Annotated in this window: 26 protein-coding genes; 12 read left to right on the top strand and 14 right to left on the bottom strand. The window is 65.9% G+C overall.

Annotation, left to right across the window (positions count from 1 at the left end; translation table 11 throughout):
• Positions 1-62: 62 nt before the first annotated feature.
• Positions 63-677, bottom strand: coding sequence for a c-type cytochrome (locus tag ACYVB7_RS16775; RefSeq protein ID WP_460509634.1), 615 nt, complete (start codon positions 675-677; stop codon positions 63-65).
• A 65-nt stretch (positions 678-742) separates the two neighbouring features.
• Between ACYVB7_RS16775 and yihA the strand changes: the two genes are divergently transcribed.
• Both yihA and ACYVB7_RS16765 read left to right on the top strand, forming a co-directional pair.
• A complete protein-coding gene (gene yihA / locus ACYVB7_RS16770; RefSeq protein ID WP_460509633.1) occupies positions 743-1,522 on the top strand; it encodes a ribosome biogenesis GTP-binding protein YihA/YsxC in 780 nt (259 codons plus the stop codon).
• Positions 1,519-2,445 (top strand): alpha/beta hydrolase, encoded by a 927-nt coding sequence (locus ACYVB7_RS16765; RefSeq protein WP_460509632.1) that lies wholly within the window; start codon positions 1,519-1,521, stop codon positions 2,443-2,445. Before yihA ends, ACYVB7_RS16765 begins: the two co-directional genes overlap by 4 nt.
• A gap of 79 nt (positions 2,446-2,524) precedes the next feature.
• Here the strand turns inward: ACYVB7_RS16765 and ACYVB7_RS16760 are convergent, their stop codons facing one another.
• Both ACYVB7_RS16760 and ACYVB7_RS16755 read right to left on the bottom strand, forming a co-directional pair.
• Complete coding sequence (locus ACYVB7_RS16760) at positions 2,525-3,403, bottom strand: lysophospholipid acyltransferase family protein (protein WP_460509631.1); 879 nt, start codon at positions 3,401-3,403, stop codon at positions 2,525-2,527.
• Positions 3,400-4,212, bottom strand: coding sequence for a lysophospholipid acyltransferase family protein (locus tag ACYVB7_RS16755; RefSeq protein ID WP_460509630.1), 813 nt, complete (start codon positions 4,210-4,212; stop codon positions 3,400-3,402). Before ACYVB7_RS16755 ends, ACYVB7_RS16760 begins: the two co-directional genes overlap by 4 nt.
• Before the next feature lie 291 nt (positions 4,213-4,503).
• Here ACYVB7_RS16755 and metK point away from each other — a divergent pair, with 291 nt between their 5' ends.
• Both metK and ACYVB7_RS16745 read left to right on the top strand, forming a co-directional pair.
• The gene (metK, locus tag ACYVB7_RS16750) at positions 4,504-5,688 is read left to right on the top strand and encodes a methionine adenosyltransferase (protein ID WP_460509629.1); all 1,185 of its coding nucleotides are present in this window, start codon (positions 4,504-4,506) and stop codon (positions 5,686-5,688) included.
• A 29-nt stretch (positions 5,689-5,717) separates the two neighbouring features.
• Complete coding sequence (locus ACYVB7_RS16745; protein WP_460509628.1) at positions 5,718-6,260, top strand: DUF2799 domain-containing protein; 543 nt, start codon at positions 5,718-5,720, stop codon at positions 6,258-6,260.
• A 26-nt stretch (positions 6,261-6,286) separates the two neighbouring features.
• Here ACYVB7_RS16745 and ACYVB7_RS16740 read toward each other — a convergent pair whose 3' ends face one another.
• The gene (locus ACYVB7_RS16740) at positions 6,287-6,850 is read right to left on the bottom strand and encodes a C40 family peptidase (RefSeq protein WP_460509627.1); all 564 of its coding nucleotides are present in this window, start codon (positions 6,848-6,850) and stop codon (positions 6,287-6,289) included.
• Positions 6,851-7,169: 319 nt separating this feature from the next.
• On the opposite strand from ACYVB7_RS16740, the gene groES reads away from it, so the two are divergent.
• The 5 genes from groES to ACYVB7_RS16715 all read left to right on the top strand — a co-directional run bounded on the left by groES (position 7,170) and on the right by ACYVB7_RS16715 (position 11,588).
• On the top strand, positions 7,170-7,460 hold the full coding sequence (gene groES, locus ACYVB7_RS16735) for a co-chaperone GroES (protein WP_460509626.1): 291 nt from the start codon (positions 7,170-7,172) through the stop codon (positions 7,458-7,460).
• A 94-nt stretch (positions 7,461-7,554) separates the two neighbouring features.
• Complete coding sequence (groL, locus tag ACYVB7_RS16730; protein WP_460509625.1) at positions 7,555-9,198, top strand: chaperonin GroEL; 1,644 nt, start codon at positions 7,555-7,557, stop codon at positions 9,196-9,198.
• 190 nt (positions 9,199-9,388) lie between these two features.
• A complete protein-coding gene (locus ACYVB7_RS16725) occupies positions 9,389-9,994 on the top strand; it encodes a LysE family translocator (protein ID WP_460509624.1) in 606 nt (201 codons plus the stop codon).
• 14 nt (positions 9,995-10,008) lie between these two features.
• Positions 10,009-10,848, top strand: coding sequence for an AraC family transcriptional regulator (locus ACYVB7_RS16720; RefSeq protein ID WP_460509623.1), 840 nt, complete (start codon positions 10,009-10,011; stop codon positions 10,846-10,848).
• A complete protein-coding gene (locus ACYVB7_RS16715) occupies positions 10,845-11,588 on the top strand; it encodes a hypothetical protein (protein WP_460509622.1) in 744 nt (247 codons plus the stop codon). The genes ACYVB7_RS16720 and ACYVB7_RS16715 overlap by 4 nt, the downstream gene beginning before the upstream one ends.
• On the opposite strand, the gene ACYVB7_RS16710 is transcribed toward ACYVB7_RS16715, so the two are convergent.
• Positions 11,575-12,567, bottom strand: coding sequence for a helix-turn-helix transcriptional regulator (locus ACYVB7_RS16710; protein WP_460509621.1), 993 nt, complete (start codon positions 12,565-12,567; stop codon positions 11,575-11,577). The genes ACYVB7_RS16715 and ACYVB7_RS16710 overlap by 14 nt on opposite strands.
• A 7-nt stretch (positions 12,568-12,574) precedes the next feature.
• Here ACYVB7_RS16710 and ACYVB7_RS16705 point away from each other — a divergent pair, with 7 nt between their 5' ends.
• Together ACYVB7_RS16705 and ACYVB7_RS16700 are read left to right on the top strand one after the other, a co-directional pair.
• Positions 12,575-13,288: a LysE family translocator gene (locus ACYVB7_RS16705; RefSeq protein WP_460509620.1), complete on the top strand. Its 714-nt coding sequence runs from the start codon at positions 12,575-12,577 to the stop codon at positions 13,286-13,288.
• 20 nt (positions 13,289-13,308) lie between these two features.
• Positions 13,309-13,434 carry a hypothetical protein gene (locus tag ACYVB7_RS16700; protein ID WP_460509619.1) on the top strand — a complete coding sequence of 42 codons (126 nt, stop codon included), beginning with the start codon at positions 13,309-13,311 and terminating at the stop codon, positions 13,432-13,434.
• A 19-nt stretch (positions 13,435-13,453) separates the two neighbouring features.
• Here the strand turns inward: ACYVB7_RS16700 and ACYVB7_RS16695 are convergent, their stop codons facing one another.
• From ACYVB7_RS16695 to tal, 8 genes are all read right to left on the bottom strand, one after another.
• Positions 13,454-14,476, bottom strand: coding sequence for a Gfo/Idh/MocA family protein (locus ACYVB7_RS16695; RefSeq protein ID WP_460509618.1), 1,023 nt, complete (start codon positions 14,474-14,476; stop codon positions 13,454-13,456).
• Positions 14,477-14,482: 6 nt separating this feature from the next.
• Positions 14,483-15,796 carry a xylose isomerase gene (xylA, locus tag ACYVB7_RS16690; RefSeq protein ID WP_460509617.1) on the bottom strand — a complete coding sequence of 438 codons (1,314 nt, stop codon included), beginning with the start codon at positions 15,794-15,796 and terminating at the stop codon, positions 14,483-14,485.
• A gap of 22 nt (positions 15,797-15,818) precedes the next feature.
• Positions 15,819-17,267 (bottom strand): xylulokinase, encoded by a 1,449-nt coding sequence (xylB, locus tag ACYVB7_RS16685; RefSeq protein ID WP_460509616.1) that lies wholly within the window; start codon positions 17,265-17,267, stop codon positions 15,819-15,821.
• A 6-nt stretch (positions 17,268-17,273) separates the two neighbouring features.
• On the bottom strand, positions 17,274-18,413 hold the full coding sequence (locus tag ACYVB7_RS16680; RefSeq protein WP_460509615.1) for an ROK family transcriptional regulator: 1,140 nt from the start codon (positions 18,411-18,413) through the stop codon (positions 17,274-17,276).
• Between the two features lie 25 nt (positions 18,414-18,438).
• On the bottom strand, positions 18,439-19,218 hold the full coding sequence (locus ACYVB7_RS16675) for a sugar ABC transporter ATP-binding protein (protein ID WP_460509614.1): 780 nt from the start codon (positions 19,216-19,218) through the stop codon (positions 18,439-18,441).
• Entirely contained in the window at positions 19,215-20,351 is a 1,137-nt protein-coding gene (locus ACYVB7_RS16670) for a sugar ABC transporter permease (RefSeq protein ID WP_460509714.1), read from the bottom strand. Before ACYVB7_RS16670 ends, ACYVB7_RS16675 begins: the two co-directional genes overlap by 4 nt.
• Before the next feature lie 129 nt (positions 20,352-20,480).
• The gene (gene xylF / locus ACYVB7_RS16665) at positions 20,481-21,500 is read right to left on the bottom strand and encodes a D-xylose ABC transporter substrate-binding protein (protein ID WP_460509613.1); all 1,020 of its coding nucleotides are present in this window, start codon (positions 21,498-21,500) and stop codon (positions 20,481-20,483) included.
• Positions 21,501-21,731: 231 nt separating this feature from the next.
• Positions 21,732-22,676, bottom strand: a complete 945-nt coding sequence (tal, locus tag ACYVB7_RS16660; protein WP_460509612.1) for a transaldolase — start codon at positions 22,674-22,676, stop codon at positions 21,732-21,734.
• A 55-nt stretch (positions 22,677-22,731) separates the two neighbouring features.
• Here tal and ACYVB7_RS16655 point away from each other — a divergent pair, with 55 nt between their 5' ends.
• Complete coding sequence (locus ACYVB7_RS16655) at positions 22,732-23,580, top strand: MurR/RpiR family transcriptional regulator (protein WP_460509611.1); 849 nt, start codon at positions 22,732-22,734, stop codon at positions 23,578-23,580.
• Positions 23,581-23,602: 22 nt separating this feature from the next.
• Here ACYVB7_RS16655 and ACYVB7_RS16650 read toward each other — a convergent pair whose 3' ends face one another.
• Positions 23,603-23,965 (bottom strand): hypothetical protein, encoded by a 363-nt coding sequence (locus ACYVB7_RS16650; RefSeq protein ID WP_460509610.1) that lies wholly within the window; start codon positions 23,963-23,965, stop codon positions 23,603-23,605.
• Between the last annotated feature and the right edge of the window lie 1,160 nt (positions 23,966-25,125).

Here is a 25,125-nt window from a genome sequence, read left to right as displayed (position 1 = left end):
AACATGAATGGCGGCTGAAGCGTCCTGCTGACACAGGAAAACGCCCCGCCACCGAAGCGAATTCAACGCAGGCCGGCGATGTAGTCGGCCACGGCCTTGATTTCGCGGTCGTTCATCTTGGCGGCCACCTGGGCCATTTGCAGGCTGTTGCCGCGCACGCCGTCGCGGAACGCGGTCAGCTGGGTCACCGTGTACTCGGCATGCTGGCCGCTCAGACGGGGGTACTGGGCGGGAATGCCAGCGCCATTGGGGCTGTGGCAACCAGCGCAGGCGGCAATCTGACGGTCGGGAATGCCGCCACGGAAAATGCGTTCACCCAGGACCACCAGGTCTTTGTTGACCGCGGCACCCTGCACCGGTTTTTGGGCGGTCAGCCAGGCGGCCACGTTGCGGGCGTCGTCCTCGGACAATGCCGAGGCAAAACCCTTCATGACCGCGTTGTCACGCTTGCCGGACTTGAACTCGGTGAGTTGCTTGAACAGGTAGTCGGGGTGCTGGCCTGCCAGCTTGGGGTTGGCCGGGGTGGTGGAGTTGCCGTCTGCAGCATGGCAAGCCACGCAGACCTGCCCGAACAGTGCTGCCCCCTTGGCCGCATCGGGCTTGGCCGTCTGAGCCTGGGCTGCGAAAGAAACCGCTGCAAGGGCAACGGCACCGACGGAGGTAGCAAACAATTTCATGGCGTGGGCAGGATTGGGTCTATAAACCTGCCAATTTTACAATGGCGCTTTGCCCGCGCTTTGCCATGACCGAGCCAAACACCCCTGCCTTGACCCCGGTCACCCCCGACCCCAGCGCCCAAAAGGCCCTCGACACCCGCACCGCCACGGCGTGGATGCACACCGCGCGCTTCCTCACCACGGCCCCGCAGCTGCAGCACCTGCCTGCGCTGAACGTGCCCGAAATTGCCTTTGTGGGCCGGTCCAACGCGGGCAAATCCACCTGCATCAACACCCTCACCCAGCAAAAGCGGCTGGCGTTTGCCTCCAAAACCCCGGGGCGTACGCAAAGCATCAACCTGTTCTCGCTGGGCAAACACAACCAGACCGACGCCGTGCTGGCCGACCTGCCGGGCTACGGCTACGCCGCCGTGCCCAAGGAGGCCAAGCTGCGCTGGCAGCGCGTCATGGCCAACTACCTGCGCACCCGCCCCAACCTCACCGGGGTGGTGATGCTGTGCGACCCGCGGCTGGGTGTGACGGAATTGGACGACATCCTGCTCGACGTCATCCGCGAACGGGTGTCCGACGGCCTCAAGCTGCTGGTGCTGCTCACCAAGTCCGACAAGCTCACCCGGGTGGAAGGCCAGAAGGTGTTGTCCATCACGCGACTGCAAGCGGGTGGCGGTGAAGTCAAACTGTTCTCGGCCTTGAACAAGAACGGCGTGGACGATGTGTCGCTGCTGCTGTGGCAATGGGCGCAATCCGCCCAGGCCAGTTTCCAGAGCGCCCCCGCGACCGACACGTCGGCCGACACGCCCCCCGACGAACCCGAGTCCCTCGACCCCGAAGACCCCGCCCCATGATCGAAACCCACCTCCGCGACCTGCCCCACGGCATCACCCTCAGTTGCCGTGAGACCGGTCCCCTCGGAGGTCGGGTGTTGATGTTTGTGCACGGCTTCCCGGAGGCCGCCTTTGTGTGGGACGGGCTGATGCGGCACTTTGCCCAGCCCGAACACGGCGGCTATCGCTGCGTGGCCCCCAACCTGCGGGGTTATGAGCGCTCCAGCCAACCCACCGGGGTGGAAGCCTACCGGGCCAAGCACCTGATGCACGACCTGGCGGCCTTGGCCGCGGTCGTCACCGCCAGCGCCGAGGGCTCGTGCGCCCCGCAGCCCCTGGCCGCCCTGATCGCCCACGACTGGGGCGGCGCCATCGCCTGGGGCCTGGCTGCCACCCAACCGGCGCGGATGGCGCGGCTGATCATCCTCAACGCCCCCCACCCCGCCACATTCCAGCGCGAGCTGGCGCACAACCCCGCGCAGCAGGCGTCCAGCGCGTACATGAACTTCCTCACGCGGCCCGATGCCCCCGACCTGCTGGCCGCCGACGACTTTGCCCGCCTGTGGCCCTTTTTCGAGAACATGGGGGCCACCGACGGCCCGCACGCCTGGCTCACCCCGGAGGTGCGAGACCAGTACCGGGACGTGTGGCGCTTGGGGCTGCACGGCCCCTGTGCGTATTACGCGGCGTCACCCCTGCGCCCGCCCACCGAGACCGACCCGGCGGCGGCGGGCGTTCAACTGCCCCCGGGCCTGTGCCACATTGCCGTGCCCACGCAGGTCATCTGGGGGCTGGCCGACACCGCCCTGCCCCTGGCCTTGTTGGACGGGCTGGAAGACTGGGTGCCCCATCTGCGCGTGGACCGCGTGCCCGGGGCCACACACTGGCTGGTGCACGAGCAACCGGACACGGTGGGTCGACTGATGTCTGAATTCCTGAATTGATAGCTGCTTGCGCTCATCAATAAAGCGCCAGAGCCCAATTTTCTTAAAGAAAACACCCCCAACGGGTGGGACTGAGCGTTCAGCCGTACACCGACGGCTGGCCCGCAGGGCGCGTCTTGAAGCGCTTGTGCACCCAGAAATACTGCTCGGGCTGGGTCAGCACCATGCGCTCCAGCTCGTGGTTCATGCGCTGCACATCGGTCTCCAGATGGGTGCCGGGGTAGTCGGCCCAGGCGGGCGACACGTGCACGCGGTAGCCCTGCGGCGTCAGTTCGGCCCGCACCGCCACCACCCGGGCACGCCCCAAGGCGGCCAAGCGGGGCAGCGAGGTCAACGTGGCCGCGGACACGCCAAAAAACGTGGCCCACACGGCGTCGCCCAGGCCGTGGTCCATGTCGGGCAACAGGTACAGCGGTTTGCCCGAACGCATGGCCGAGGCCAACGGCTTGAGCCCCTGGTCCTTGGCGATCACCAAAGGATTTCCAAAGCGCTGGCGGCCCACCGCCATCCAGTGGTCGATGAGCTTGTCGTTCTGCGGCGCGTACAGCCCGCAGCAGGTGCGCGGCAGGTGCAGGGTCAGCGCCATCCAGGCGGCGTCCAGCCCCACAAAGTGCGGCCCGAACACCACCACGGGGGCGTCACCCGCCAGCGCATCCACCGCGCCCACCAGCTGCACCCGCTGGGCCACCACGTGGCGAGGAGCGCCCCACAGCCAGCCTCGGTCCAGCCAGGCCTGCCCAAAAAAGATGAAGTGCTGGCGCACCGCACGGGCCACCTCGTCGTCGGACTGCAGCGGAAAACACAGCCGCCAATTGGTCAGGGCCACCCGACGACGACGGCGGGCCAGGGCATGCAGGGTCAGGCCCATCAGCCGCCCCAGCGCCCGCACCCAGGGCAGCGGCAGGCGGGCGCACACCCACATCAACCCCAGCATGAGGCGTTGCATCCAGGGTTTCATGCCTCGCCCTCGCGCGGGGTTTTGTAGCGGTTGTAGGCCCACAGGTACTGGCCGGGGGCCTGGGCAATCAGCCGCTCCATGGCCCGGTTGACGGCGGCAGCGGCGGCCTCGGTGTTGTCGGGCAGCGGGGCATCGTCCCAGGGCTGGACGTGCACCACATACCCGCGCCCCCAGGGCAACCGTTCACCCCAGGCCAGCAGCACCGTGGTGTTGGGCGTGCGGGCGAGCCGGGCGCTGAGGGTCATGGTGTAGGCCGATTGCCCCCAGAACGGTGCCCACACGCCCTGACCGGACGGGGGCACCTGGTCGGGCAGCAGCCCCACCGCTGCGCCGCTTTTCAGGGCTTTCAGCAACTGCTTGACCCCGGCCAGCGTGGTGGGCGCGGTGTCCAGCCCGGGGCGCACCCGGGCCGCACCGATCACCTCGCGCAGCCACGGCTGGCGCGCCGGGCGGAACAGCACGGTCATGCCTCGTCCCGACCCGTCTTCCTTGCAGCCAAACCGCTCGGCATAAGCCCGGGCGGTGATTTCGAAGCAGCCCATGTGCGGCGTCAGGAACAGGATGCCGCCGCCCTGCGCCAACACCGCCTCGATGTGCTGCGCCCCGTCCATGTGCACCGGCACGCGTGCACCCATCCACAACCGCGGCAGCTCGGCCACCATGCGCCCGGCGTGGGCCACGGCCCGCCAGCGGTCCCGCCGCCCCACGCCCGCCAAGCGGGCGTTGTGGCCCAGCCGACGCCGGTAGGCGGGCGAGGCCAGATAGACCACCCAGCCCAACAGTGCGCCACAGGCATGCAAGGCCCACAAAGGCCATCGGCTGAAAAATCGGAACAGGGCTGTCACAAGCTTTGGAATTCGGAAGACACCTCAATCAACCCCCGACAAGGCGGCTTTTGTGGCGTTAGGGTCACCCCCAGGTTGGATTACACTGCCCGCGTCGTCGAGTTACTGAACAACTTGCGGGACGACGCCGGGCCGCCGCCCAGCAGGACACACGCCCAGGCAAAGCGCCTTCACCGAGTGTCAACCCCACCGCTAAAGCGTTCGCCAGCGCTCTTGCCAAGGCGAACTGCCTTTCAACCACAGGAGTGTATTCACATGGCGAACGACTTTCTTTTCACGTCCGAATCGGTTTCCGAAGGCCACCCCGACAAGGTGGCTGACCAGATCTCCGATGCCATCCTGGACGCCATCTTCGAGCAAGACCCCCGCAGCCGCGTGGCCGCCGAAACCCTGACCAACACCGGGCTGGTGGTGCTGGCCGGTGAAATCACCACCAACGCGCACGTGGACTACATCCAGGTGGCGCGCGACACCATCAAACGCATCGGTTACGACAACACCGAGTACGGCATCGACTACAAGGGTTGCGCGGTGCTGGTGGCTTACGACAAGCAGAGCAACGACATCGCCCAGGGCGTGGACCACGCGAGCGACGACCACCTGAACATCGGCGCCGGTGACCAGGGCCTGATGTTCGGCTACGCCTGCGACGAAACGCCCGAGCTGATGCCCGCCCCCATCTACTACGCCCACCGCCTGGTGGAGCGCCAGGCCCAGTTGCGCAAGGATGGCCGACTGCCCTTCCTGCGCCCCGACGCCAAGAGCCAGGTGACCATGCGTTATGTGGACGGCAAGCCCCACAGCATCGACACCGTGGTGCTGTCCACCCAGCACAGCCCCGACCAGAGCGAAACCGCCCACAAGATGAAGGACAGCTTCATCGAGGCGGTAATCGAAGAGATCATCAAGCCCGTGCTGCCCAAGGAGTGGCTGCAGAACACCCGCTACCTCATCAACCCCACAGGCCGTTTTGTGATTGGCGGCCCGCAAGGCGACTGCGGCCTGACCGGGCGCAAGATCATCGTGGACACCTACGGCGGTGCCTGCCCCCACGGCGGTGGCGCCTTCAGCGGCAAGGACCCCTCCAAGGTGGACCGCTCAGCCGCTTATGCCGCCCGCTACGTGGCCAAGAACATCGTGGCCGCCGGTCTGGCCCGCCAGTGCCAGATTCAGGTGGCGTATGCCATCGGGGTGGCCAAGCCCATGAACATCACGGTCTACACCGAAGGCACGGGCGTCATCCCCGACGCCGAGATCGCCAAGCTGGTGGAAGCCCACTTCGACCTGCGGCCCAAGGGCATCATCAACATGCTGGACCTGCTGCGCCCCATCTACAGCAAGACCGCCGCCTACGGCCACTTTGGCCGCGAAGAGCCTGAGTTCACCTGGGAGCGCACCGACAAGGCCGCCGCCTTGCGTGCCGCCGCCGGGCTGAAGTAACCCAACCCGCGTCTCTGCAGGAGCCCGCCATGCGCTCGACCCCACTCGCCTTGGCCCTGTTGGCCGCCGCCACGCTGGGGCTGAGCGGCTGCGCCACCCTCAGCGAAGAAGAGTGCAAAACCGCCGACTGGGGCCGCCTGGGCTACCAGGATGGCGCGGCGGGCCACCCCGAAAGCCGCTTGGCCGAACACGCCGAGGCCTGCGCCAAGGTGGGCATCCGCCCCCTGGCCGACCTGTGGCGTGGCGGGTGGGACCAGGGGGTGCGCGTGTACTGCGTGCCCCGCGTCGGCTGGAACGAAGGGCTGGCCGGACGCAGCTACCAGGGCGTGTGCCGGGGGCGGGGGGAAGAGGCTTTCCTGCACGCCTACCAGACCGGCGCGGACATCCACCGCGTGCAGTTGCAGATCAACAGCAACGCCTCCGAAATTCACCGGCTGGAGCGCCAGCTGTCCAAGTCCAAGGACGACAAGGAGCGCCACCGCCTGCGCGAGCGCTTGCGCGACCTGGACTGGGCGCAATCGCGGCTGCGCTCGGAACTGGGTACGCTGCGCTTCAACGCCCCTCGGTACTGACAGGGCCGACGGGCGCAGCCCTCACCTCACTGCACCTCCCCATTGAGCAGCCGCTCGGCCAAGGTGCCGTCGTCGGAGCGCGACATGGGCGTGGCCTCTTGGCTGGCCATCATGGGCGGGGCTTGCACGGGGAGGACCGGGTCAGGCTCGGGCAGGCCCCAGGGGCGACGAAAGTGCACGCCCTGCCTGGCCCAATAGCCGCTGTCCAGCCGTTCCAGCTTGACCGCGCCACCCGTTGACGGGGCATGCACAAAACGCCCCTGCCCCACGTAAATGCCCGCGTGGTTGGTGCGTCCCTTGACGGTGAACACCACCAGGTCACCCGTGCGAACCCCGTCGCGTGGCACCGCCTGCCCCCAGTCGCTCAGCTCCGCCACCGTGCGCGGGGTGCGCAGCTGGGCCGCGTGGCGGTACACATAGGCAATCAGGCCCGAGCAGTCAAAACCCGCCTCGGGCGTGTTGCCACCGTAGCGGTAAGGGGTGCCCACCAACCCCATGGCGTACAGGGTGGCGGACTGGGCTGCATCGGAGACCGGGGGCTCAGGCGTCCGCAGGGGTTCGGCCTGCCCCACGGACGGACGTTGTGGCACGGGGGTTCCGCACCCCGTCAACACCAGGGCCAAGGCAAAAAAGAGAGGTTGCCACCATTTCATGGGGGCTGATTGTCGAAGCAATTCACTCCGAAATCCAGAGCAGCTCACGCTTTCTCAACAAGCGCTGCAGGGCCAGCACGCATAAATTTTGAAAACCCGGACTTGAAATGCACGGCGCCAGCCCTATCATTAGCACTCGCTGGGGTTGAGTGCTAGCAGCGCCCGCCGCCGCGGAGCCTCCGCCCCACCGCCGCCCCCTTGAGGGGTGGCAACCCATCCTCGTTTCGATGTTGTTCCTTCTGATTTAGGAGATGTTATGAACCTGCGTCCTCTCGCCGATCGCGTGATCGTCAAGCGCCTGGAAAATGAAACCAAGACCGCCTCTGGCATCGTGATCCCCGACAACGCCGCAGAAAAGCCCGACCAGGGTGAAGTCCTGGCCGTCGGCCCCGGCAAGACGAACGACAAGGGCGAAACCAAGGCCCTGAGCGTGAAAGTGGGCGACCGCGTGCTGTTCGGCAAGTACAGCGGCCAGACCGTCAAGGTCAACGGCGACGAACTGCTGGTCATGAAAGAAGATGACCTGTTCGCCGTGGTCGAGAAGTGATCGACCAGAACTCCTGATTTGATAGCTGCTACCGCTTTCAAATAAAGCGATAGAGCCATTTTTGTTTGAATTTTTGAATTTGTAGGAGCCAAACATGGCAGCAAAAGACGTGGTTTTCGGCGGTGAAGCCCGCGCCCGCATGGTTGAAGGCGTGAACATCCTGGCCAACGCGGTCAAAGTGACCCTGGGCCCCAAGGGTCGCAACGTGGTGCTGGAGCGCTCGTTCGGCGCCCCCACCGTGACCAAGGACGGTGTGTCCGTGGCCAAGGAAATCGAACTGAAGGACAAGCTGCAGAACATGGGCGCCCAGATGGTCAAGGAAGTCGCTTCCAAGACCTCTGACAACGCTGGCGACGGCACCACCACCGCCACCGTGCTGGCCCAGGCCATCGTGCGCGAAGGCATGAAGTACGTGGCCGCCGGCATGAACCCCATGGACCTCAAGCGCGGCATCGACAAGGCTGTGGAAGCCCTGATCGCCCAGCTCAAGGCCGCCTCCAAGCCCACCACCACCAGCAAGGAAATTGCTCAAGTGGGCTCCATCTCCGCCAACTCTGACTCCAGCATCGGCGAAATCATCGCCAACGCCATGGACAAAGTGGGCAAGGAAGGCGTCATCACCGTGGAAGACGGCAAGAGCCTGCAAAACGAACTGGACGTCGTGGAAGGCATGCAGTTCGACCGCGGCTACCTGAGCCCCTACTTCATCAACAACCCCGAAAAGCAAGCCGCCCTGCTGGACAACCCCTTCGTGCTGCTGTACGACAAGAAGGTGTCCAACATCCGAGACCTGCTGCCCACGCTGGAGCAAGTTGCCAAGGCCGGTCGTCCGCTGCTGATCATTGCCGAAGACGTCGAAGGCGAAGCCCTGGCCACGCTGGTGGTCAACACCATCCGCGGCATCCTGAAGGTCGTGGCCGTCAAGGCTCCTGGCTTCGGCGACCGTCGCAAGGCCATGCTGGAAGACATCGCCATCCTGACCGGTGGCAAGGTCATCGCCGAAGAAGTGGGCATGGCCCTGGACAAGGTGACCCTGGCCGACCTGGGCCAAGCCAAGCGCATCGAAGTGGGCAAGGAAAACACCACCATCATCGACGGCGCTGGCGCTGCCGCTGACATCGAAGCCCGCGTGAAGCAAATCCGCGTGCAGATCGAAGAAGCCACCTCCGACTACGACCGCGAAAAGCTGCAAGAGCGCGTGGCCAAGCTGGCTGGCGGTGTGGCCGTGATCAAGGTCGGCGCTGCCACCGAAGTCGAAATGAAGGAAAAGAAGGCCCGCGTGGAAGACGCCCTGCACGCCACCCGCGCTGCGGTGGAAGAAGGCATCGTGGCCGGTGGTGGCGTGGCCCTGCTGCGCGCCCGCCAAGCCGCTGGCACCATCAAGGGTGACAACGCCGACCAAGACGCTGGCATCAAGCTGGTGTTGAAGGCCATCGAAGCCCCCCTGCGCGAAATCGTGGCCAACGCCGGTGGCGAGCCTTCCGTGGTGGTCAACGCCATCCTGGCCGGTTCGGGCAACTACGGCTTCAACGCCGCCAACGACACCTACGGCGACATGATCGAAATGGGCATCCTGGACCCCACCAAGGTCACCCGCACCGCCCTGCAAAACGCCGCCTCCGTGTCCAGCCTGATGCTGACCACCGAGTGCATGGTGGCCGAGGCCCCCAAGGACGACGCACCCGCCATGCCCGGCGGCATGGGTGGCATGGGCGACATGGGTGGCATGGGCATGTAAGCCCGCGCCGCTGGGTCGAGGGCAGGCCATCCGCCCGCCCTCTGTCCGCACAAAAGCCCCGCAGGCCCCGCGCCTGTGGGGCTTTTTTCATGGCCAGTCCACAAGGCAGCCTGCGCAATTCCGTTCAATACAAGCGTGCGGCGGCTTCCTACAGTGCGCCCTTTCTTCTTCCACAGGAAAGGGCAAACACATGCTGGAACTTCTGATCGCCATGGGCCTGTTCGCGCTGGTGGGCGCCATCACCCCGGGGCCGGTGAACATCCTGGCCATCCGTCGAAGTGCCTCTGGGCATGGACGGGCCGCAACGGCCTATGTGCTGGGGGCCAGCCTGAGCTACACCCTGGTGGTCTGGCTGATGGGCAAAGGGGGTGAACAGGTGCTCCACAACACCTGGGTGGTCGAGACCATTCGGTGGGCAGGGGCCGCCTACCTGCTTCACCTGGCATGGCGCATTGCGATGGCCAGCCCGTCCGCACTGGCAGACGGGGTCGATGCCGCAGCCCCATCGGTGGCGCGGGCGTTCATCGATGGCGGGGTGGTCCAGACCTCCAACCCCAAGGCCTGGATGGTGGCCTCGGCAGGCGTGGGCCTGTTTGTGTTGCCCCAACCGGACGTGGCCGCCGCGTTGCGGTTGTTTTGCGCCGTGTCGCTGCTGGCGTGCTGCATGGGCGTGGGGTGCTGGGCCGTGGCCGGGCGTCTGCTGCGTCAATGGCTGGCGTCGGCGGCGCGCCAACGCCTGTTCTACCGCGCCATGGGGGTCTTGCTGGCGTGCAGTGTGGTCCACATGCTCCGATGAGCGAACATCGCCCCATGCCCCAAGCGCACACCCACCACATTCACCGTCACGCGGCGGCCCCCTGGGTGGAGCTGCGCACCAGCGTCAACACCTTTGACTGCTACCGCGCCCACGCCCATGCCGAGTACTGCATCGGCATCGTGGACCAGGGCTGCGCCACCTTTCACCACCCGGAGGGCCCGAGCACCATCACCCCCGGTGCGGTGGTGCTGATCGAGCCCCAGGTGGTGCACGCCTGCAACCCCTTGCCGTCGCAGGTCTGGTCTTACCGCATGCTGTTCATCAACGCCGCGTGGCTGCACCAGGCCGTTGCCCCGCTTTGGCACATGGACACGCCCCCTGAGGGGTTGAGCTTTCTGTCCCGCTGCCTGAACGATCCCGGCCCCCGGCATGTGGTCCACAGGCTGTGCCAGCCGGTGGACGGCGAACATGCCGCGCAGGCCCTCGCCCACACCCTGCCCGCATGGGTGGCGGGCCTGAGCCGCCCCGGATGCCCACGGTCTGACACCCCAACCCCCTCCGAATTGGCCCCGGCCTTTGCGGCCCTGCACACGGCGCAGGACCAACGCCTCAGCATCCGCGAACTGGCCGCGGCCTGTTCGCTGAGCGAATCCCGGTTCATCCGTCGGTTTCGGCAGGCCATGGGCATGACGCCCGGCCATTACCTGCAAAACCTGCGCCTCAACGGGGCCCGGCGTCTGCTGTCGCAAGGGGCAGCACTGGCCGATGCCGCCCATGCCATGGGTTTTGCCGACCAGGCCCACCTGCAACGCGCCTTCAAGGCCCACCACGCCATGACGCCCGGCGCGTACAGAAATGTCGACCTCCCTGCGGGGCGCAAAGGACACGCATGACCCAGCAACTCGGCAAATGGATGGTCTGCATCGGGCTGGTGATGGCGGTGGTCGCCGGGTGGATGAAGACGGCGCTGCCCGAACCCAAGCTCTTGCAAGCGGGCGTGCTGAACGACCCGGTGCAAACCGCCGTGTCCCGCCCGCCGATGGCCATCAGCGTGGGGGGCATCGACTACAGCGTGCAGCCGCTCTACACCTACGACCTGTACGGCATGGTGGTCAGCAAACACGACGCCAACGCGTGGTGGGACTACCTGCACCGCGAATGGAACGACAAGCTCAACGTGGTGGACCTGTGTGTGGTGTGGGGCCAGAACGCACGCACCGGCGGCTACCGCGGCATCCAGTTTTCGAGCGGGCAGTTCACCTGCAACTACGAAACCTCGTCCGATGAGGTCTGGCAGGGGTTTGACGTGAACGCCATCTCCAACAACCACCTGCTGACCGACAACCCCACCCTGGCGCGCCAGATGCGGGAGGTGCGCGTCGGTGACCAGATTCACTTTCGCGGCCACCTTGCCGAGTACTCGCACCACCACGGCTTTGCCTTCAAGCGGGGCACCAGCACCGTTCGCACGGACACCGGCAACGGCGCCTGCGAGACGGTGTATGTGGAGGCGTTCGAGGTGCTGCGGCGCGGCGGCGGACCGTGGCACACGCTTCAGTGGGTGGGCGCGGGCTTGCTGGTGCTGGGTGTGCTGGGGTGGTTCACCCTGCCCAGGCGGGTCAACCGGGGCTGAGGGGCTCTGTCGCGGCTGTGGCGGCTGTGGCGGCTGTGGCGGTCAGCAGCCGTTGCGCCAATTGAACCAATGCCGTCTTCAGCGCTGGCGGGTGCAGCACCGAACACGCCATGGGCAAATGCGCCAATTCCCTGGCCATCCAATCCAAATCATCGACTTGGGCATGCAGCAGCACGCCGTCTGACGTCAGTTCCAGATCGCCCAAGGATTGGGGGACGGCATGATGCGCTGCCACGGCATCCGTGTGCAGGCGCACCCGCACCGAATGGGCGCGGGGCATGCGGGCAATGCTTTGCCTCAAATGTTGGACGGGGTCGAATGGCTGAGGGCGGTCAAAACGCTCGGAACCCAACTGCACCGACTCCATTCGGTCGACACGAAAGCTGCGCACCGACTGGCGCAAGTGGCAAAACCCCACCACATACCAAGCCCCGCCCCGAAACACCAAGGCATAGGGGTCGAGCACCCGGTCGCTGCGTTCTGCCCCCGTGTTGACGTAGCGCATGTGCAGGCATTGGCCGGTTTCAATGGCCTGACTCATCAGCATCAGACGGTCTGCGGACGCGTCCACGGTCCCTGCTGCCTGCATGTCCAGGTGCACGTGGTCATTCACAGCTTGCAACTGCACTTGCAGCGCCAGAGGCATGACGCGCAGCAACTTGGCCTGGGCGCTGGCCTGCGCCGCCACGGACGGTGACAACCGCAGCTTCTGCGCGGCCAGCAACCCCAAGCCCACAGCCAAGGCCTCGTCTGCGTCAAGCATCAAGGGCGGCAGTTTGTACCCTGGCGCCAGCGCATACCCCCCCTGCAAGCCGCGCACTGCACGCACCGGAATTCCCATGTCCACCAAGCGCTGCATGTCACGGCGAATGCTGCGGCCATTCACCCCCAGGCGCTGCGCCAAATCCGGGCCACTGAGTTGACCGTGCGCCTGCAACAGAGACAGCAGGCGCAAAAGGCGGGCGGTGGGGGCGGACATCGGGACAGTGTGCCGCAAATACAGGTCATTTTCTGTCCGCTTTGACTTCTACAGTTCCGAGATTCCTTATTTTCTGGAGAAGAAACCCATGCCTTCCATCACTCAACTGGGACTGTTCACTGCACTGGTGTTCGGCATCATGGCCTTGCCCGGCATGGACATGGCCTACATCCTGTCGCAAACCTTGGTTGGCGGACGCACGCGCGGCCTTGTAGCGCTGGCGGGCATTGTGGTGGGCGGTTTGTGCCACACGGCAGCCGCCTATGCCGGGCTGGCGTTGTTGATTGCCTCGCAGCCGGATTTACTGAGGGCACTCCTTTGGGCTGGATGCGCCTATTTGGGCTGGATCGGGTGGCAACTGTGTCGAGTGGACGCGGCACCGACCATGACAACAGACCCCAAAGCCCCTCCGAGCGGAAACCCTCGGGTGTTTGGACAAGCCACACTCACCTGCCTGCTCAACCCCAAAGCCTATCTGTTCATGTTCAGCGTGTTTCCACAGTTTTTGCAGCCAAACCCGTCCACTCTGGGGCTGCAATGCATGCTGCTGGGCGGCATCATTGCGGGCATTCAGGTACTGGTTTACGGCATGGTGATCGGCGCCGCCAGTCAAGCGCACACACGACTGTTGCAGCATGCCCGCGCCTGGATTTGGGTCCATCGCGGCATGGGCGCGTTGCTGATGGCGGGGGCGGCGGTCACAGTGACGCTGGGCCGATAGACACACTGGACACATCCGCCATGGACATCACAAAAAAACAGCCTCTTGCGCTTTATAAGAAAGCGCAAATAGCTATTAAATCAAGAGCAGTCATTCGCACAGGCAAGCAGGCAGGTGCGCGCAACGCCCACCACCATCAAACGTGATGGGGCCACCAGGGGACCGTCAGCCCACCGACTCCCAGCGCCCGCTGCGTTCAGAGCGCCACAAGGCGTCGATGACCCGCGCCTGGGCCACGGCGTCGGCCAGCGCGTGGCGCGGCTCGCCGTCTGCGGCCAGGCCGCGCACCCGGCGCGAGAAGGCTTCCACCTCCAGCCGGTACTGGTCCACCGGGGCCAGAGTTTCGACGGTGATGCTGCTGCCATCCAGGCGGCCTCCCTCGTCCAGCGCCAGCTTCATGGACGCATCGCGGGCGGCGTTGAAAGGCACAAACAGCTCGACCCGCCCCGTGGTGCCCGCCACCTGCACGCGCTGGAACGGCACGCTTTGTGTGGACACCATGAAGCTCAGCTGCCGCCCGGAGCCAAAGTCCAGCAGGGCGCTGGTGAGGCGGTCGGTGCCCAGCACGGGGTCACGGTCCACCAGGGCCACCACGCGCTGCGGTTCGGACTCGAACACGTAGCGCCCGGCCAGGATGGCGTAACAACCAATGTCGTACAAGGCCCCGCCGCCCATGCCCAGCTGGTTGCGGATGTTGTTGGCGTCGTCGTTGTGATAGGCAAAAAACACCTGCACGGCCCGCGGTGTGCCGATGCGCCCCGTGCGCACCAGCTCGCGGGCGCGCAGCCACTGCGGGTGGTGGCGCACCATGAAGGCTTCCTCGATGTGCACCGCGGCATCGGCCTCGGTGGCGCGCTGCGCCTCGGCCACACTCAGGGCAAACGGCTTTTCGCACAACACGTGTTTGCCTGCCGCGGCGGCCTGCAGCGTCAGGGGCACGTGCAGGTGGTTGGGCAGGGGGTTGTAGATGGCCTCGATGGCGGGGTCGGCCAGCAGTTCTTCGTAACTGCCGTAGGCCAGCGGGGTGTCCCCGGAATGGGTGGCCAGACCGGCGGCGGCCTGGGCCGCCGACAGCGTGCGCGAACCAATGGCCCGCAGTTCCACCAGCGGGCTGGAGAGCATGGCCGGGATGACGTGCACACGGGCGATTTTGGAGGTGCCCAGCACCCCCCAGACGACGGGTTTCATGGCGTGTCAGAGGTAGCTGTTGAGCAGGTTTTCCAGGAACTCCTGACGACCGGAGACGGGCTGCACATCCTGGTTGCGCGTGAGCGCGTGGGCGGCCACATCGTCCAGGCCCATGCGGCCCGCCAGGATGTCCTGCCCCATGGGGGCGGCCCACCCGGCGTAGCGGGCGTCCACGTGCTGACTCAGGCGACCGTCGGTGAGCATCTTCTCGGCGATCAGCAGGGCGCGGGCGGACACGTCCATGCCGCCGATGTGGCCGTGGAACATGTCTTCGGGGTCGATGCTCTGGCGGCGCACCTTGGCGTCAAAGTTCAGGCCGCCGGTGGTGAAGCCGCCGCCTTTGAGGATGAGGTACAGCGCCAGCGCGGTTTCGGGGATGTTGTTGGGGAACTGGTCGGTGTCCCAGCCGCACTGCATGTCACCCCGGTTCATGTCGATGGAGCCGAAGATGCCCAGGTCGATGGCGGTGGCAATTTCATGCTCAAAACTGTGGCCCGACAGGGTGGCGTGGTTGGCTTCGATGTTGACCTTGATTTCCTTGTCCAGCCCGTAGCGGGTGAGGAAGCCGTACACGGTGGCGGTGTCAAAGTCGTACTGGTGTTTGCTGGGTTCGCGGGGCTTGGGCTCGATGAGGATGGTGCCCTTGAAGCCGATCTTGTGCTTGTACTCCACCACCATGTTCAGGAAGCGGCCCATTTGGTCCAGCTCCTGGCCCATGCGGGTGTTGAGCAGGGTCTCGTAGCCTTCGCGCCCGCCCCACAGCACGTAGTTTTCGCCGCCCAGTTTCAGGGTGGCATCCATGGCTTCTTTCACCTGCAAGGCGGCCAGGGCAAAGATGTCGGGGTTGGGGTTGGTGGCCGCGCCCGACATGAATCGGCGGTGGCTGAACAGGTTGGCCGTGCCCCACAGCAGCTTCATGCCGGTTTCCTGCTGCTTGGCCCCCAGCACGTCCACCATGGCGTGCAGGTTGTTCACGCTCTCGCGCGGGGTGGCACCTTCGGGGGCCACGTCGCGGTCGTGGAAGCAGTAGTAGGGGGCACCCAGTTTGCTGAAAAATTCAAACGCCACATCGGCCTTGGCCTTGGCTGCGGCCATGGGGTCGGCCATGTGCTGCCAGGGGCGCTGGAAGGTGTCGCCGCCAAACGGGTCCAGCCCGTTCCAGCAGAAGCTGTGCCAGTAACACACGGCAAAGCGCAGGTGCTCTTCCATGCGTTTGCCCAGCACCAGGCGGTTCTTGTCGTACCACTTGAAAGCCAAGGGGTTGGTGGACTGGGGGCCTTCGTAGGCGACGGGGCCCACGTTGTGGAAATAGGTGCTCATGTCGTTCTCGGAATGAAGAAGGTCAACGGGGACGGTACAGGTTGCGGAATTGCTGGTAGCGCGGGGTCAGCAGGGCTTGCTCATCCGCGTCGGGGAGGAAATGCGCGGCCACGGCAGGGCTTTGGCACACCGCCGAGGGATCGCCCCCGGTGGCCAGCCAGGCCAGGCGTGCAGCCCCCAGGGCGCCGCCCAGGGCGGAGCTGTGGTGGGTGACCACCTCCACCCCCAGGGCACTCGCCAGTTGCTGCGCCCAGAAGGCGCTGCGCGCTCCGCCGCCCACCAGGGACAGGCGCTGCACCTGGCTGCCGGCGGCGTTCAGGGCCATCAGCCCGTCTTTCAGGCCAAAGGTCACGCCCTCCATCACGGCGTAGCCCAGGCGGGCGGCGTCGGTGTCGAAGTCCAGCCCATGGAAGCTGCCGCGCACGGCGGCGTCGTTGTGGGGCGTGCGCTCACCGCTCAAGTAGGGCAGGAACAAGGGCGCGGCGGCGCGTGCCGACGCCGACAGCCCGGCGGCCTGCGCGGCCACGGTGCCTGCGTCGGGGGCCCCCACCAGTTGCGTGACCCATTGCAGCGCACTGGCGGCGGAGAGCATCACGCTCATCTGGTGCCAACGGTCGGGCAGCGCGTGGCAAAACGCGTGGGTGGCGCTGGCGGCGTTGGGCTGGTAGCTGGGGGTCACCACAAACAACACCCCACTGGTGCCCAGCGACAAGAACCCCTGCCCCGCTTCGGTCACGCCCATGCCCACGGCGCTGGCGGCGTTGTCGCCCCCGCCCCCGGCCACCGGCACACCGGGCGTCAGGCCCAGGCTGTGGGCCACATCGGCCTTCAGGCCCGCGCTGACCGCACTGCCTTCCACCAGCCGCGGCATGTGCGCCTGGGTGAGGCCGGTGAGGGCCAGCAAGGTGTCGGACCACGCCCGCTGCTTCACATCCAGCCAGAGGGTTCCGCTGGCGTCCGACAGGTCGGTGACGTGTTCCCCGGTGAGCATCAGCCGCACGTAATCCTTGGGCAGCAGCACCTTGGCCACCTGGGCAAACACCTCGGGCTCGTGCGTGGCCACCCAGCGCAACTTGGGGGCGGTGAAACCGGGCATGGCCAGGCTGCCCGCCAGTTCGGGCAAGGCCGGGCATTCGGCCATCAGGTCCATACATTCGGCGGCGCAGCGGGTGTCGTTCCACAAGATGGCGGGGCGCAGCACCCGGTTCTGGGCGTCGAGCAGCACCGCACCATGCATCTGGCCCGACAGGCCAATGCCCCGCACCGCCGCATAGGCCGCCGGGTGCTGCGCACGCAGCGTGTGCAGGGCCTGTTGTGTGGCCGCCCACCAGTCGGCAGGGTTTTGTTCGCTGTGCCCCGCGTGGGGGCGCGAGACCGTCAGCGCCACCCCGGCCGAGCCCACCACCGTGTGGTCTTCACCCAAGAGCAGCACCTTGACTTCCGAGGTGCCAATGTCAATGCCCAGATGCATGTTGTCTCAATCCGTTTGAAAGTCTGCAAACACAGCAGCCCGTGCGTGCATGGGCCGCAGGTCGTGGTGCCACACCAGCGCCGCCGCCCCCACCGCAGACGCCCACAACCCGTAACGTGCCGGGCGCACGTCGGGCGCGGCCATGCCGGCACGGGTTGCGTAGGCGGCCAGCGTGTCTTGCGCCACCCGAACCATGTCCGGGTGGCGCACACACGATGCGCCGCCCACCACCAGGGCGCTGGGGCTGAAGGTGGTCCAGAGGTTTTGCAGCACCACCCCCAGGTACACCCCGCCCTGCGTGGGCCGGTCCAGGCGCGACAAGGCCTTGGCCCCGAAAAAAGCCTCGGCACACCCCAGGCGGCCACAGGAGCACAGGGGGCCGTCGATCTGCAAAATGGTGTGTCCAATTTCCCCGGCCATGCCCTGCACGCCGGTGAACAGGCGGTCGTTGAGCACAATGCCCGCGCCCACGCCCACGTCGCAGGTCACGAAGATCAGCGAGCCCTGGGCCTGGTCGTCGGCAAACTCGTATTCGCTCAATGCGGCGGTGTCGGCCTCGTTTTGCACATGCACCGCCACCGGGGGCATGCCCGCCTGCAGCAGGGCCTGGGTGATGAGGGGCACAAACGCCACGTTGCGCCAACCCAGGTTGGGGGCAAACCGCACGATGCCAGTGGCCTCGTCAAACGTGCCCGGCAAGCCCACCCCCACACCCGACACCTGCACCCCTTGCAGCGACAGCTGGCGGTGCGCTTGCGCCACCCGCGGGGCCAGTTGCTGACACACCGCCTGGGGTTGGGCATCGGCCAAGGGTTCTTCCCACGAGCACAACACCTGCCCGGTGGGCGACACGCCCACCACCCGCAGGACCTCCACGGCCACCTCCACGCCCACAAACGCGCGGCGCGTGCCGTCGATGTACAGCGGGGTGGACGGTCGGCCCAGGCCCTGGGGGGTGGCCACGGTGCTTTCGGCAATCCAGCCTTCGTCCAGCAGCTCGCGCACCAGCAGGCTCACGGTGGACTTGGTCAACCCGCTTTCCTGCGCCAGCTGGGCCCGCGACAGGCCTCCGCGCTGGCGCAACAAGCGCAGCAGCACGCTGCGGTTGATGCGTTTGACAAGCTGTTGATCGCCAGTGGTTTTCATGGGAAAAGATGCGTTGCGGGGGATTTCACCGATGGGGGGATTGAACCTTGCCCTCGGGTTGCTTGCCCGCAATGATCATGCCCAGGACCTCGTCCTCCGTGACGTCGCTGGTGCGGTAGGTGCCCACCAGCTTGCCGTTTTTCATCACCGCCAGTCGGTCGCTGAGGCCAAACACATCGGGCATGTCGTGGGTGATGAGGAAAATGCCCACGCCTTCCGCCTTGAGCTGGCGCACCAGGTTGCCCACCATGGCGGTTTCCTCCGGCCCCAGGGCGGCGGTGGGTTCGTCCATGATGAGGATCTTGGCGTTGAAGTAGATGGCCCGCGAAATGGCCACCACCTGACGCTGTCCGCCAGACAAGCGACGCACCGGGATGTGCACGTTCTTGAAGTTCTTGTTCAGGCGCTGAAACACCTGGCGGGCGTCGGCCCCCATGCGGTGGTCGTCCAAGGTGTTCCAGCGCGTGAGCAGTTCACGCCCCAGGAACAGGTTGGCCACGGCGTCCAGGTTGTCGGCCAGCGCCAGGGTCTGGTAGATGGACTCGATGCCGCAGCGCTGCGCGTCCACCGGGGTGCGGATGTGGGCGGGTTGGCCCGAAATCAGCACCTCGCCGCTGTCGATGGGGTAGGCCCCCGCCAGCATCTTCATCAACGTGGACTTGCCCGCGCCGTTGTGGCCCAGCAGGGCCACCACCTCGCCCGGGTACAGGTTGAGGCTGACGTCTTCGACCGCGTGCACCCCGCCAAACGACTTGGCAATGTGGCGCATTTCCACCAGCGGCTGAGAAGGGTTGTGGGCGCTCATGCGGCGTCTCCCGTCAGGCGGCGGTACAGCACGTCGAACACCACCGCCACGATCAGCACCTGACCGATGATGACGTAGCGCACCCCGATGGACACGTCCAGCAGCAGCATGCCGCTGTCGATGCTCTGCATGATCAGGGCCCCCAGCACCGAGCCCAGGATGGACCCGCTGCCCCCCGCCAGCGAGGTGCCGCCGATCACGGCCGCGGCAATCACATACAACTCCATGCCCGTGCCCAGCGAGTTGGTGCCGGCGTTCAACCGGGCGATGGACACCATGGCGGCGATGGTGATCAACACCCCCATCAACGCAAACAGCATGAGCGTGACCCGCCGCACCGGAATGCCCACCAAGGCCGCGGCCTCGGGGTTGCCACCCATGGCAAACACGTAGCGGCCAAAGCGGGTGCGGTGCACGATGAACGACAGCACCAGGGCCACGCCACCCCAGATCAGCACGGGAATGGGGATGCCTTGCGGCGCATCCTTGCTGGGAATTTGGTAGGTATTCATGGCAGCCACGAACGTCAGCACCAAGGCCATGGGCACCAGGGCCAGCAGGCCATCGAGCCACAGCGCGTTGTTGGGCACGCCGTACTTGGCCTTGGCGCGCCGCTGGGCCCAGGTCTTGCCCGCCAACAGCAGCACCAGCACCCCCGCCAGCGCCCAGCTGGCGTCCACGCCAATGGCGCCGTCAAACCCGCCGCCCAGCCGCTGGAAAAAGGCGTCGTTCACCGGCTGGGTCTTGCCGTCGGCCACCAGGAAGGCGGCGCCACGAAACGACATCAAACCGCCCAGCGTCACCACAAAAGAGGGAACGCCCAGCATGGCGGTCAGCGCCCCCTGGTACAGAGACACGGCGATGGCCACGGCCACGCCGGCCAGCGAGGCTTCCAGCCAGTGCCAGCCCGCCGTGTACATGAGGGTGGCGACCAGCACCCCCACAAACCCCATGACCGAGCCCACCGACAGGTCGATGTGGCGCGCCACGATGACCAGCACCACCACCGTGGCCACGATGCCCACCACGGCGGTCTGCTGGGCGATGTTGTAGAGGTTCTCGGGCGACAGGAACAGCCCGCCCGACAGCACGTTGAACACGATGGCAATGAGGGCCAACACCATTCCCATCATCACCAGCCGCCAGTCAATGGCGGCTTGTTTCAGGGCATTGAAGACCAGGTTCACAAACGCTCTCCAAGGGTACAAAAAGGGGACCGCAGGCAAGCCCATGCCTGCGGTCTCAGGCCTCGCCCGCAGGCGTCACTTGCAGGCTGCGGGAGCCTTGGCGGCGTCCACCCCCTTGCAGAGGTCTTCCTTCTTGATCCAACCGGCCTTGACCACCACGTCCAGGTTCTTGGCGGTGATGGGCACGGGTTTGAGGAACTGCGCTTGCAGCGCCACCTTCTTCTCGCCCCCGTTCCAGGTCTGGGCGCCGGCCACCTTCTGGCCCTTGGCCAGGGTCACGGCGGCGGCGGCGGCATCACGCCCCAGGTCACGGGCGTCTTTCCACACCGACACGGTCTGTGTGCCCAAGGCCACACGGTTCAGGGCGGCGTGGTCGCCGTCCTGGCCGGACACGGGAATGCCCTTGATGCCCTTGGCCGTCAGTGCGGCCACCACACCACCGGCGGTGCCGTCGTTGGAGGCCACCACCGCATCCACCTTGCCGCCGGTCTTGGTGAGGATTTGCTCCATGTTCTTCTGGGCCACTTCGGGCTTCCAGCCCTCGGTGTATTCCTCACCCACGATCTTGATGTCACCCTTCTTCACCGCAGCGTCGATGATTTCCTGTTGACCACCCCGCAAGAAGTTGGCGTTGGGGTCGGTCGGCGAGCCTTTGATCATCACGTAGTTGCCCTTGGGCTTGGCCTCGAACACGGCCCGCGCCTGCGCACGCCCCACCTCCACGTTGTCAAAGGTGATGTAGAACACCCCGGGCGCTTCGATCAGGCGGTCGTAGGCCACCACCGGGATTTTTTGTTGGTTGGCCTTGTTGACCGCGGGCAGGATCGCGTCCTTGTCCATGGCCAGGATGATCAGGGCCTTGGCGCCTTTGGCGATCAGGCTGTCGATGTCGGCCAGCTGCTTCTCGGGCGAGCCCCCGGCGTCCGCGCTGATGTAGGAGGCGCCATCCTTGGCCAACTGGGCCTTGATGGCCGCCTCGTCCGTCTTCCAGCGCTCTTCCTGGAAGTTGGACCAACTCACCCCCACCACCTGAGCGAACGCACCGGCGCTGGCCAAGCTCAGCGCCAGGGTGGACAGTGTTGCCTTGAATTTCATACGCGTCTCCAGTTGCTCGGCCTGTTGCAGGCCTTTGGTTATGAATGGGCTCGGCAGAGCCATCGCCTTGCCGCATGCATGACCACGCACTTAGTAAGGACGACGAACAAATTATTTGTTCAAGTCCCACGCTTCCAACATTGGTGCAAACCCGAGCAGGGGAAAACGGCAGGCAACCTCCGTCTCTCAGGCTGCCCTCGACATCCGGCTGCGGCCCAGGGCCGCAGGGCGTCAAACCTTCATCAGCGCTTCCAGCTTGATGGCGTCGGCCACAAAGGCGCGGATGCCTTCGGCCAGTTTTTCAGTGGCCATGGCGTCTTCGTTCAGGGCGAAGCGGAAGGCGGCTTCGTCCAGTTGCACGCGCTCGATGTCCATGGCCCGGGCCGCCTGGGCGTCCAAGGCGGGAGACAACGGGGCGTCGGACGCGGCCAGCTGCGCCAGCAGTTCGGGCGCAATGGTGAGCAGGTCGCAACCGGCCAAGGCCTGGATCTGCCCGATGTTGCGGAAGCTGGCCCCCATGACCTCGGTGGCGATGCCGTGGCGCTTGTAGTAGTTGAAGATGCGCGTGACCGACTGCACGCCGGGGTCGTTGCCCCCCGCACGGGCGGCCTCATCCCACGACGCTCCGGCCTGCTTCTTGTACCAGTCGTAAATGCGCCCCACAAACGGCGAAATCAACTGAACCTTGGCCTGCCCGCAGGCCACGGCCTGACCAAAACCGAACAACAGCGTCAGGTTGGTGTGGATGCCCTCGCGCTCCAGTTGCTGGGCGGCCTGGATGCCCTCCCACGTGGACGCGATCTTGATCAGCACCCGGTCGATGTGCACACCCTCGGCCTGGTACAGCTCGATGAGGCGACGGGCCCGGGCCACGGTGGCCGTGGTGTCAAAGCTCAGGCGGGCATCGACCTCGGTGGACACGCGCCCAGGAATGTGGGTGAGGATTTCACAACCAAACCGCACCAGCAGCCGGTCCATGACCTCGCCCAGATCGCGGTCACCAAACCGCGCCAGGGTCTGCGCCAGCAGCGGGGCGTACTCGGCCTTTTGCACGGCCTTGAGGATGAGCGACGGGTTGGTGGTCGCATCCTGGGGCTTGTACTGGGCAATTTGCAAAAAGTCGCCGGTGTCCGCGACCACGGTGGTGTGGGCTTTGAGTGCGTCAAGCTGGTTCATGCAGGGTATTATTCCAGAGGTAATCTTGTTTCACCGATTTTCGTAACCACCCGTCATGTTGGAACGCATCAAAGCCTCCTTGTCCTCGTTGGCTCCCGCAGAACAACGCGTGGGCAAATTGGTGTTGCTGGACCCTCGCACCTTTGCCAGCCTGCCGGTCACCGAGCTGGCCGCACGGGCCCACGTCAGCAAACCCACGGTTGTCCGGTTCTGCCGCAGCATGGGCTATGACGGCCTGAGCGACTTCAAGCTGAAGCTGGCGGGCACGGTCAGCGAGGGCGTGCCCTTCATCCACCGCAGCGTGGATGTGGACGACAAGGTCGGTGACGTGATGGTCAAGCTCATCGACAACACGGTGGCGGCCTTCCTGAAATACCGCAACGATGCCTCCACCCACGCCATCGAAAAGGCGGTGGATGCCATCGTCAACGCCCACACCCACAACAAACGCATCGAATTCTTCGGGGCGGGCAACTCCGGCATCGTGGCGCAGGACGCGCAGCACAAGTTCTTCCGCCTGGGCTTGCACACCATTGCCTACAGCGACGGCCACATGCAGGTCATGAGCGCCAGCATGCTGCGCCCGGGCGACTGCCTGGTGGTCATCAGCAACTCGGGCCGCACCCGCGACCTGATGGATGCCACCGACATCGCCCGCAAACACGGAGCCACCACCATCGTCATCACCGCCAGTGGCTCCCCCCTGGCCGCCGCCGGACACATCCACCTGGCCGCAGACCACCCCGAGGGTTATGACCGCTACAGCCCCATGACCTCGCGGCTCATGCACCTGATGATCGTGGACGTGCTGGCCACCTGCGTGGCCTTGCGCATTGGCGGCAACAAGCTGCAGCCGCTGCTGAAGGAAATGAAGAACAACCTGCGCAGCAAGCGCTACGCCTGAGCCCCACAACACATCGCCCAGTTCAGTCCACCCCGGTCAGCAAAGACACCAGGCGGACCAGCAACACCCCCGCCAACAGCAGCATGAATCCCCAGAACGCGCGAGAGGCGTTGCGTCTGGCCTCGGGGTTCACACACAACTCGTAGCCGCCATACGCCAGCCCGGCCACCACAAACGGGCCCACCAGCAGCATGCCGGTCGCAGGGATCACCACCAGCCCGCCCCAGCTGTCGGCCCAGTTCATGCCCCACAGCTGGCGAACGAGCATCACGGCCCACACCATGCCGCCCGCCCACAGCAGCACGGCCGCCACCCGGTTGGACAGGCCACGCGCCACCAGCGCGTACACCACGAATCCCCCCAGCAACATCAACCAGGGGAGCACCCGGTCGACCAGCTTCCGCAGCGCAGCCCCCCCCATGGGCCTGTTCGCGACTCGGAGCCACTTCGACCGCCCCCCGCACCCCCTGGCTGACCACGGTAGCCTCCATCCCTGCACACCGCCCCAACTGCTCGCACGACCCATGCTGCCGCAGGAAGGCTTGGGCTTGGTCCTTGTGTCGCCAACCCAGCGTGGTCACCAAGGCTGCATAGGCCTGCGGGCGGTCAAAGTCGAGGGCTTCAATGCGCCATTCCCGGGCCACTTCGGCCGCCAGCAGGCCCTCCTCCAGCGGATGCCCCGGCGGCCACGACTCCGGATTGGCGCTTCGGCACAGCCAAGCCTGAGACGTCCCGGGCATCAAGGCCAAAGGGGCCGCGCCACGAGGCAACTCGCAGTGCCAACGCTGCGGGGCGCCACCCACCCGGTTCAAGGCCACGAGATCGAACGGCCCCAGCGTGAGTGGCACCGTGACCTGTGACGTAAGCCATCCCCACATGAACAACCCGCGCACACGCCCATCGGTCTGGTGGTGAGCCCACACACCGGGCAGCACCTCCAGCAGCTGCGCACGAAGGCCTTCGATCTCGCCGGGAATGGGCGGGGATCGCTCCTCACGCTGGAAGCGCAACGACCGTTGCACCACCTGCTGCCAAGCCTGCGGCGTGGCGGGCTGGGGCTGGCGAGCCATGGCGGCACCCCCTTCTTCCACCCCCTGCCCCACCGTGGGTGCGGGCGCGGCGGCTTGGCCCTGCAATTGGCGAACCCACACGCCCGCCAGGTGATGGCGCAACGCCATCGCCTCCGAAGGAAACCCCAAGGCCTCCAGGACATCGGGCCAGTGCATGGAAACGGAGGCGTCGGACGACATGGACGTGGCGTTCAGCGCCCGCATGGCCGGGCTGTCCGGCGTGGCTCGGGTGGCCTCGGTGCGCACGATGCGGGTCTGCGCCGCAGCAAGGGTTGGGGCCACGATCAGCACCGCAAGAACGCTCACCACCAGTCGCAGCCATCCAGAGGCAAAAATTTGGAACATTTTTAACCTCTTGCGCTTTATTCAATTAAACCTGTTGCTACCAAATTTGATGCATCTCTTTTGCAGGCCGGTCAAGCCGCCCACTGCAGCAACAGCAAAGCACCAGCACAACAACAAATGGAGCGCAAAA

The organism is Hydrogenophaga soli, from assembly GCF_054777695.1.
This window is presented reverse-complemented; position numbering and strand designations above follow the sequence as displayed.

What these genes read in the sequence shown, in the direction of transcription:
- ACYVB7_RS16675 (WP_460509614.1), bottom strand. Translation starts at nt 19,218, where the DNA reads ATGAGCGCCCACAACCCTTCTCAGCCGCTGGTGGAAATGCGCCACATT.
- ACYVB7_RS16680 (WP_460509615.1), bottom strand. Translation starts at nt 18,413, where the DNA reads ATGAAAACCACTGGCGATCAACAGCTTGTCAAACGCATCAACCGCAGC.
- yihA (WP_460509633.1), top strand. Translation starts at nt 743, where the DNA reads ATGACCGAGCCAAACACCCCTGCCTTGACCCCGGTCACCCCCGACCCC.
- ACYVB7_RS16670 (WP_460509714.1), bottom strand. Translation starts at nt 20,351, where the DNA reads ATGATGGGAATGGTGTTGGCCCTCATTGCCATCGTGTTCAACGTGCTG.
- ACYVB7_RS16765 (WP_460509632.1), top strand. Translation starts at nt 1,519, where the DNA reads ATGATCGAAACCCACCTCCGCGACCTGCCCCACGGCATCACCCTCAGT.
- ACYVB7_RS16710 (WP_460509621.1), bottom strand. Translation starts at nt 12,567, where the DNA reads ATGTCCGCCCCCACCGCCCGCCTTTTGCGCCTGCTGTCTCTGTTGCAG.
- tal (WP_460509612.1), bottom strand. Translation starts at nt 22,676, where the DNA reads ATGAACCAGCTTGACGCACTCAAAGCCCACACCACCGTGGTCGCGGAC.
- xylF (WP_460509613.1), bottom strand. Translation starts at nt 21,500, where the DNA reads ATGAAATTCAAGGCAACACTGTCCACCCTGGCGCTGAGCTTGGCCAGC.
- ACYVB7_RS16745 (WP_460509628.1), top strand. Translation starts at nt 5,718, where the DNA reads ATGCGCTCGACCCCACTCGCCTTGGCCCTGTTGGCCGCCGCCACGCTG.
- groES (WP_460509626.1), top strand. Translation starts at nt 7,170, where the DNA reads ATGAACCTGCGTCCTCTCGCCGATCGCGTGATCGTCAAGCGCCTGGAA.
- metK (WP_460509629.1), top strand. Translation starts at nt 4,504, where the DNA reads ATGGCGAACGACTTTCTTTTCACGTCCGAATCGGTTTCCGAAGGCCAC.
- ACYVB7_RS16725 (WP_460509624.1), top strand. Translation starts at nt 9,389, where the DNA reads ATGCTGGAACTTCTGATCGCCATGGGCCTGTTCGCGCTGGTGGGCGCC.
- ACYVB7_RS16775 (WP_460509634.1), bottom strand. Translation starts at nt 677, where the DNA reads ATGAAATTGTTTGCTACCTCCGTCGGTGCCGTTGCCCTTGCAGCGGTT.
- xylB (WP_460509616.1), bottom strand. Translation starts at nt 17,267, where the DNA reads ATGCATCTGGGCATTGACATTGGCACCTCGGAAGTCAAGGTGCTGCTC.
- groL (WP_460509625.1), top strand. Translation starts at nt 7,555, where the DNA reads ATGGCAGCAAAAGACGTGGTTTTCGGCGGTGAAGCCCGCGCCCGCATG.
- xylA (WP_460509617.1), bottom strand. Translation starts at nt 15,796, where the DNA reads ATGAGCACCTATTTCCACAACGTGGGCCCCGTCGCCTACGAAGGCCCC.
- ACYVB7_RS16655 (WP_460509611.1), top strand. Translation starts at nt 22,732, where the DNA reads ATGTTGGAACGCATCAAAGCCTCCTTGTCCTCGTTGGCTCCCGCAGAA.
- ACYVB7_RS16695 (WP_460509618.1), bottom strand. Translation starts at nt 14,476, where the DNA reads ATGAAACCCGTCGTCTGGGGGGTGCTGGGCACCTCCAAAATCGCCCGT.
- ACYVB7_RS16720 (WP_460509623.1), top strand. Translation starts at nt 10,009, where the DNA reads ATGCCCCAAGCGCACACCCACCACATTCACCGTCACGCGGCGGCCCCC.
- ACYVB7_RS16715 (WP_460509622.1), top strand. Translation starts at nt 10,845, where the DNA reads ATGACCCAGCAACTCGGCAAATGGATGGTCTGCATCGGGCTGGTGATG.
- ACYVB7_RS16700 (WP_460509619.1), top strand. Translation starts at nt 13,309, where the DNA reads ATGGACATCACAAAAAAACAGCCTCTTGCGCTTTATAAGAAAGCGCAA.
- ACYVB7_RS16760 (WP_460509631.1), bottom strand. Translation starts at nt 3,403, where the DNA reads ATGAAACCCTGGATGCAACGCCTCATGCTGGGGTTGATGTGGGTGTGC.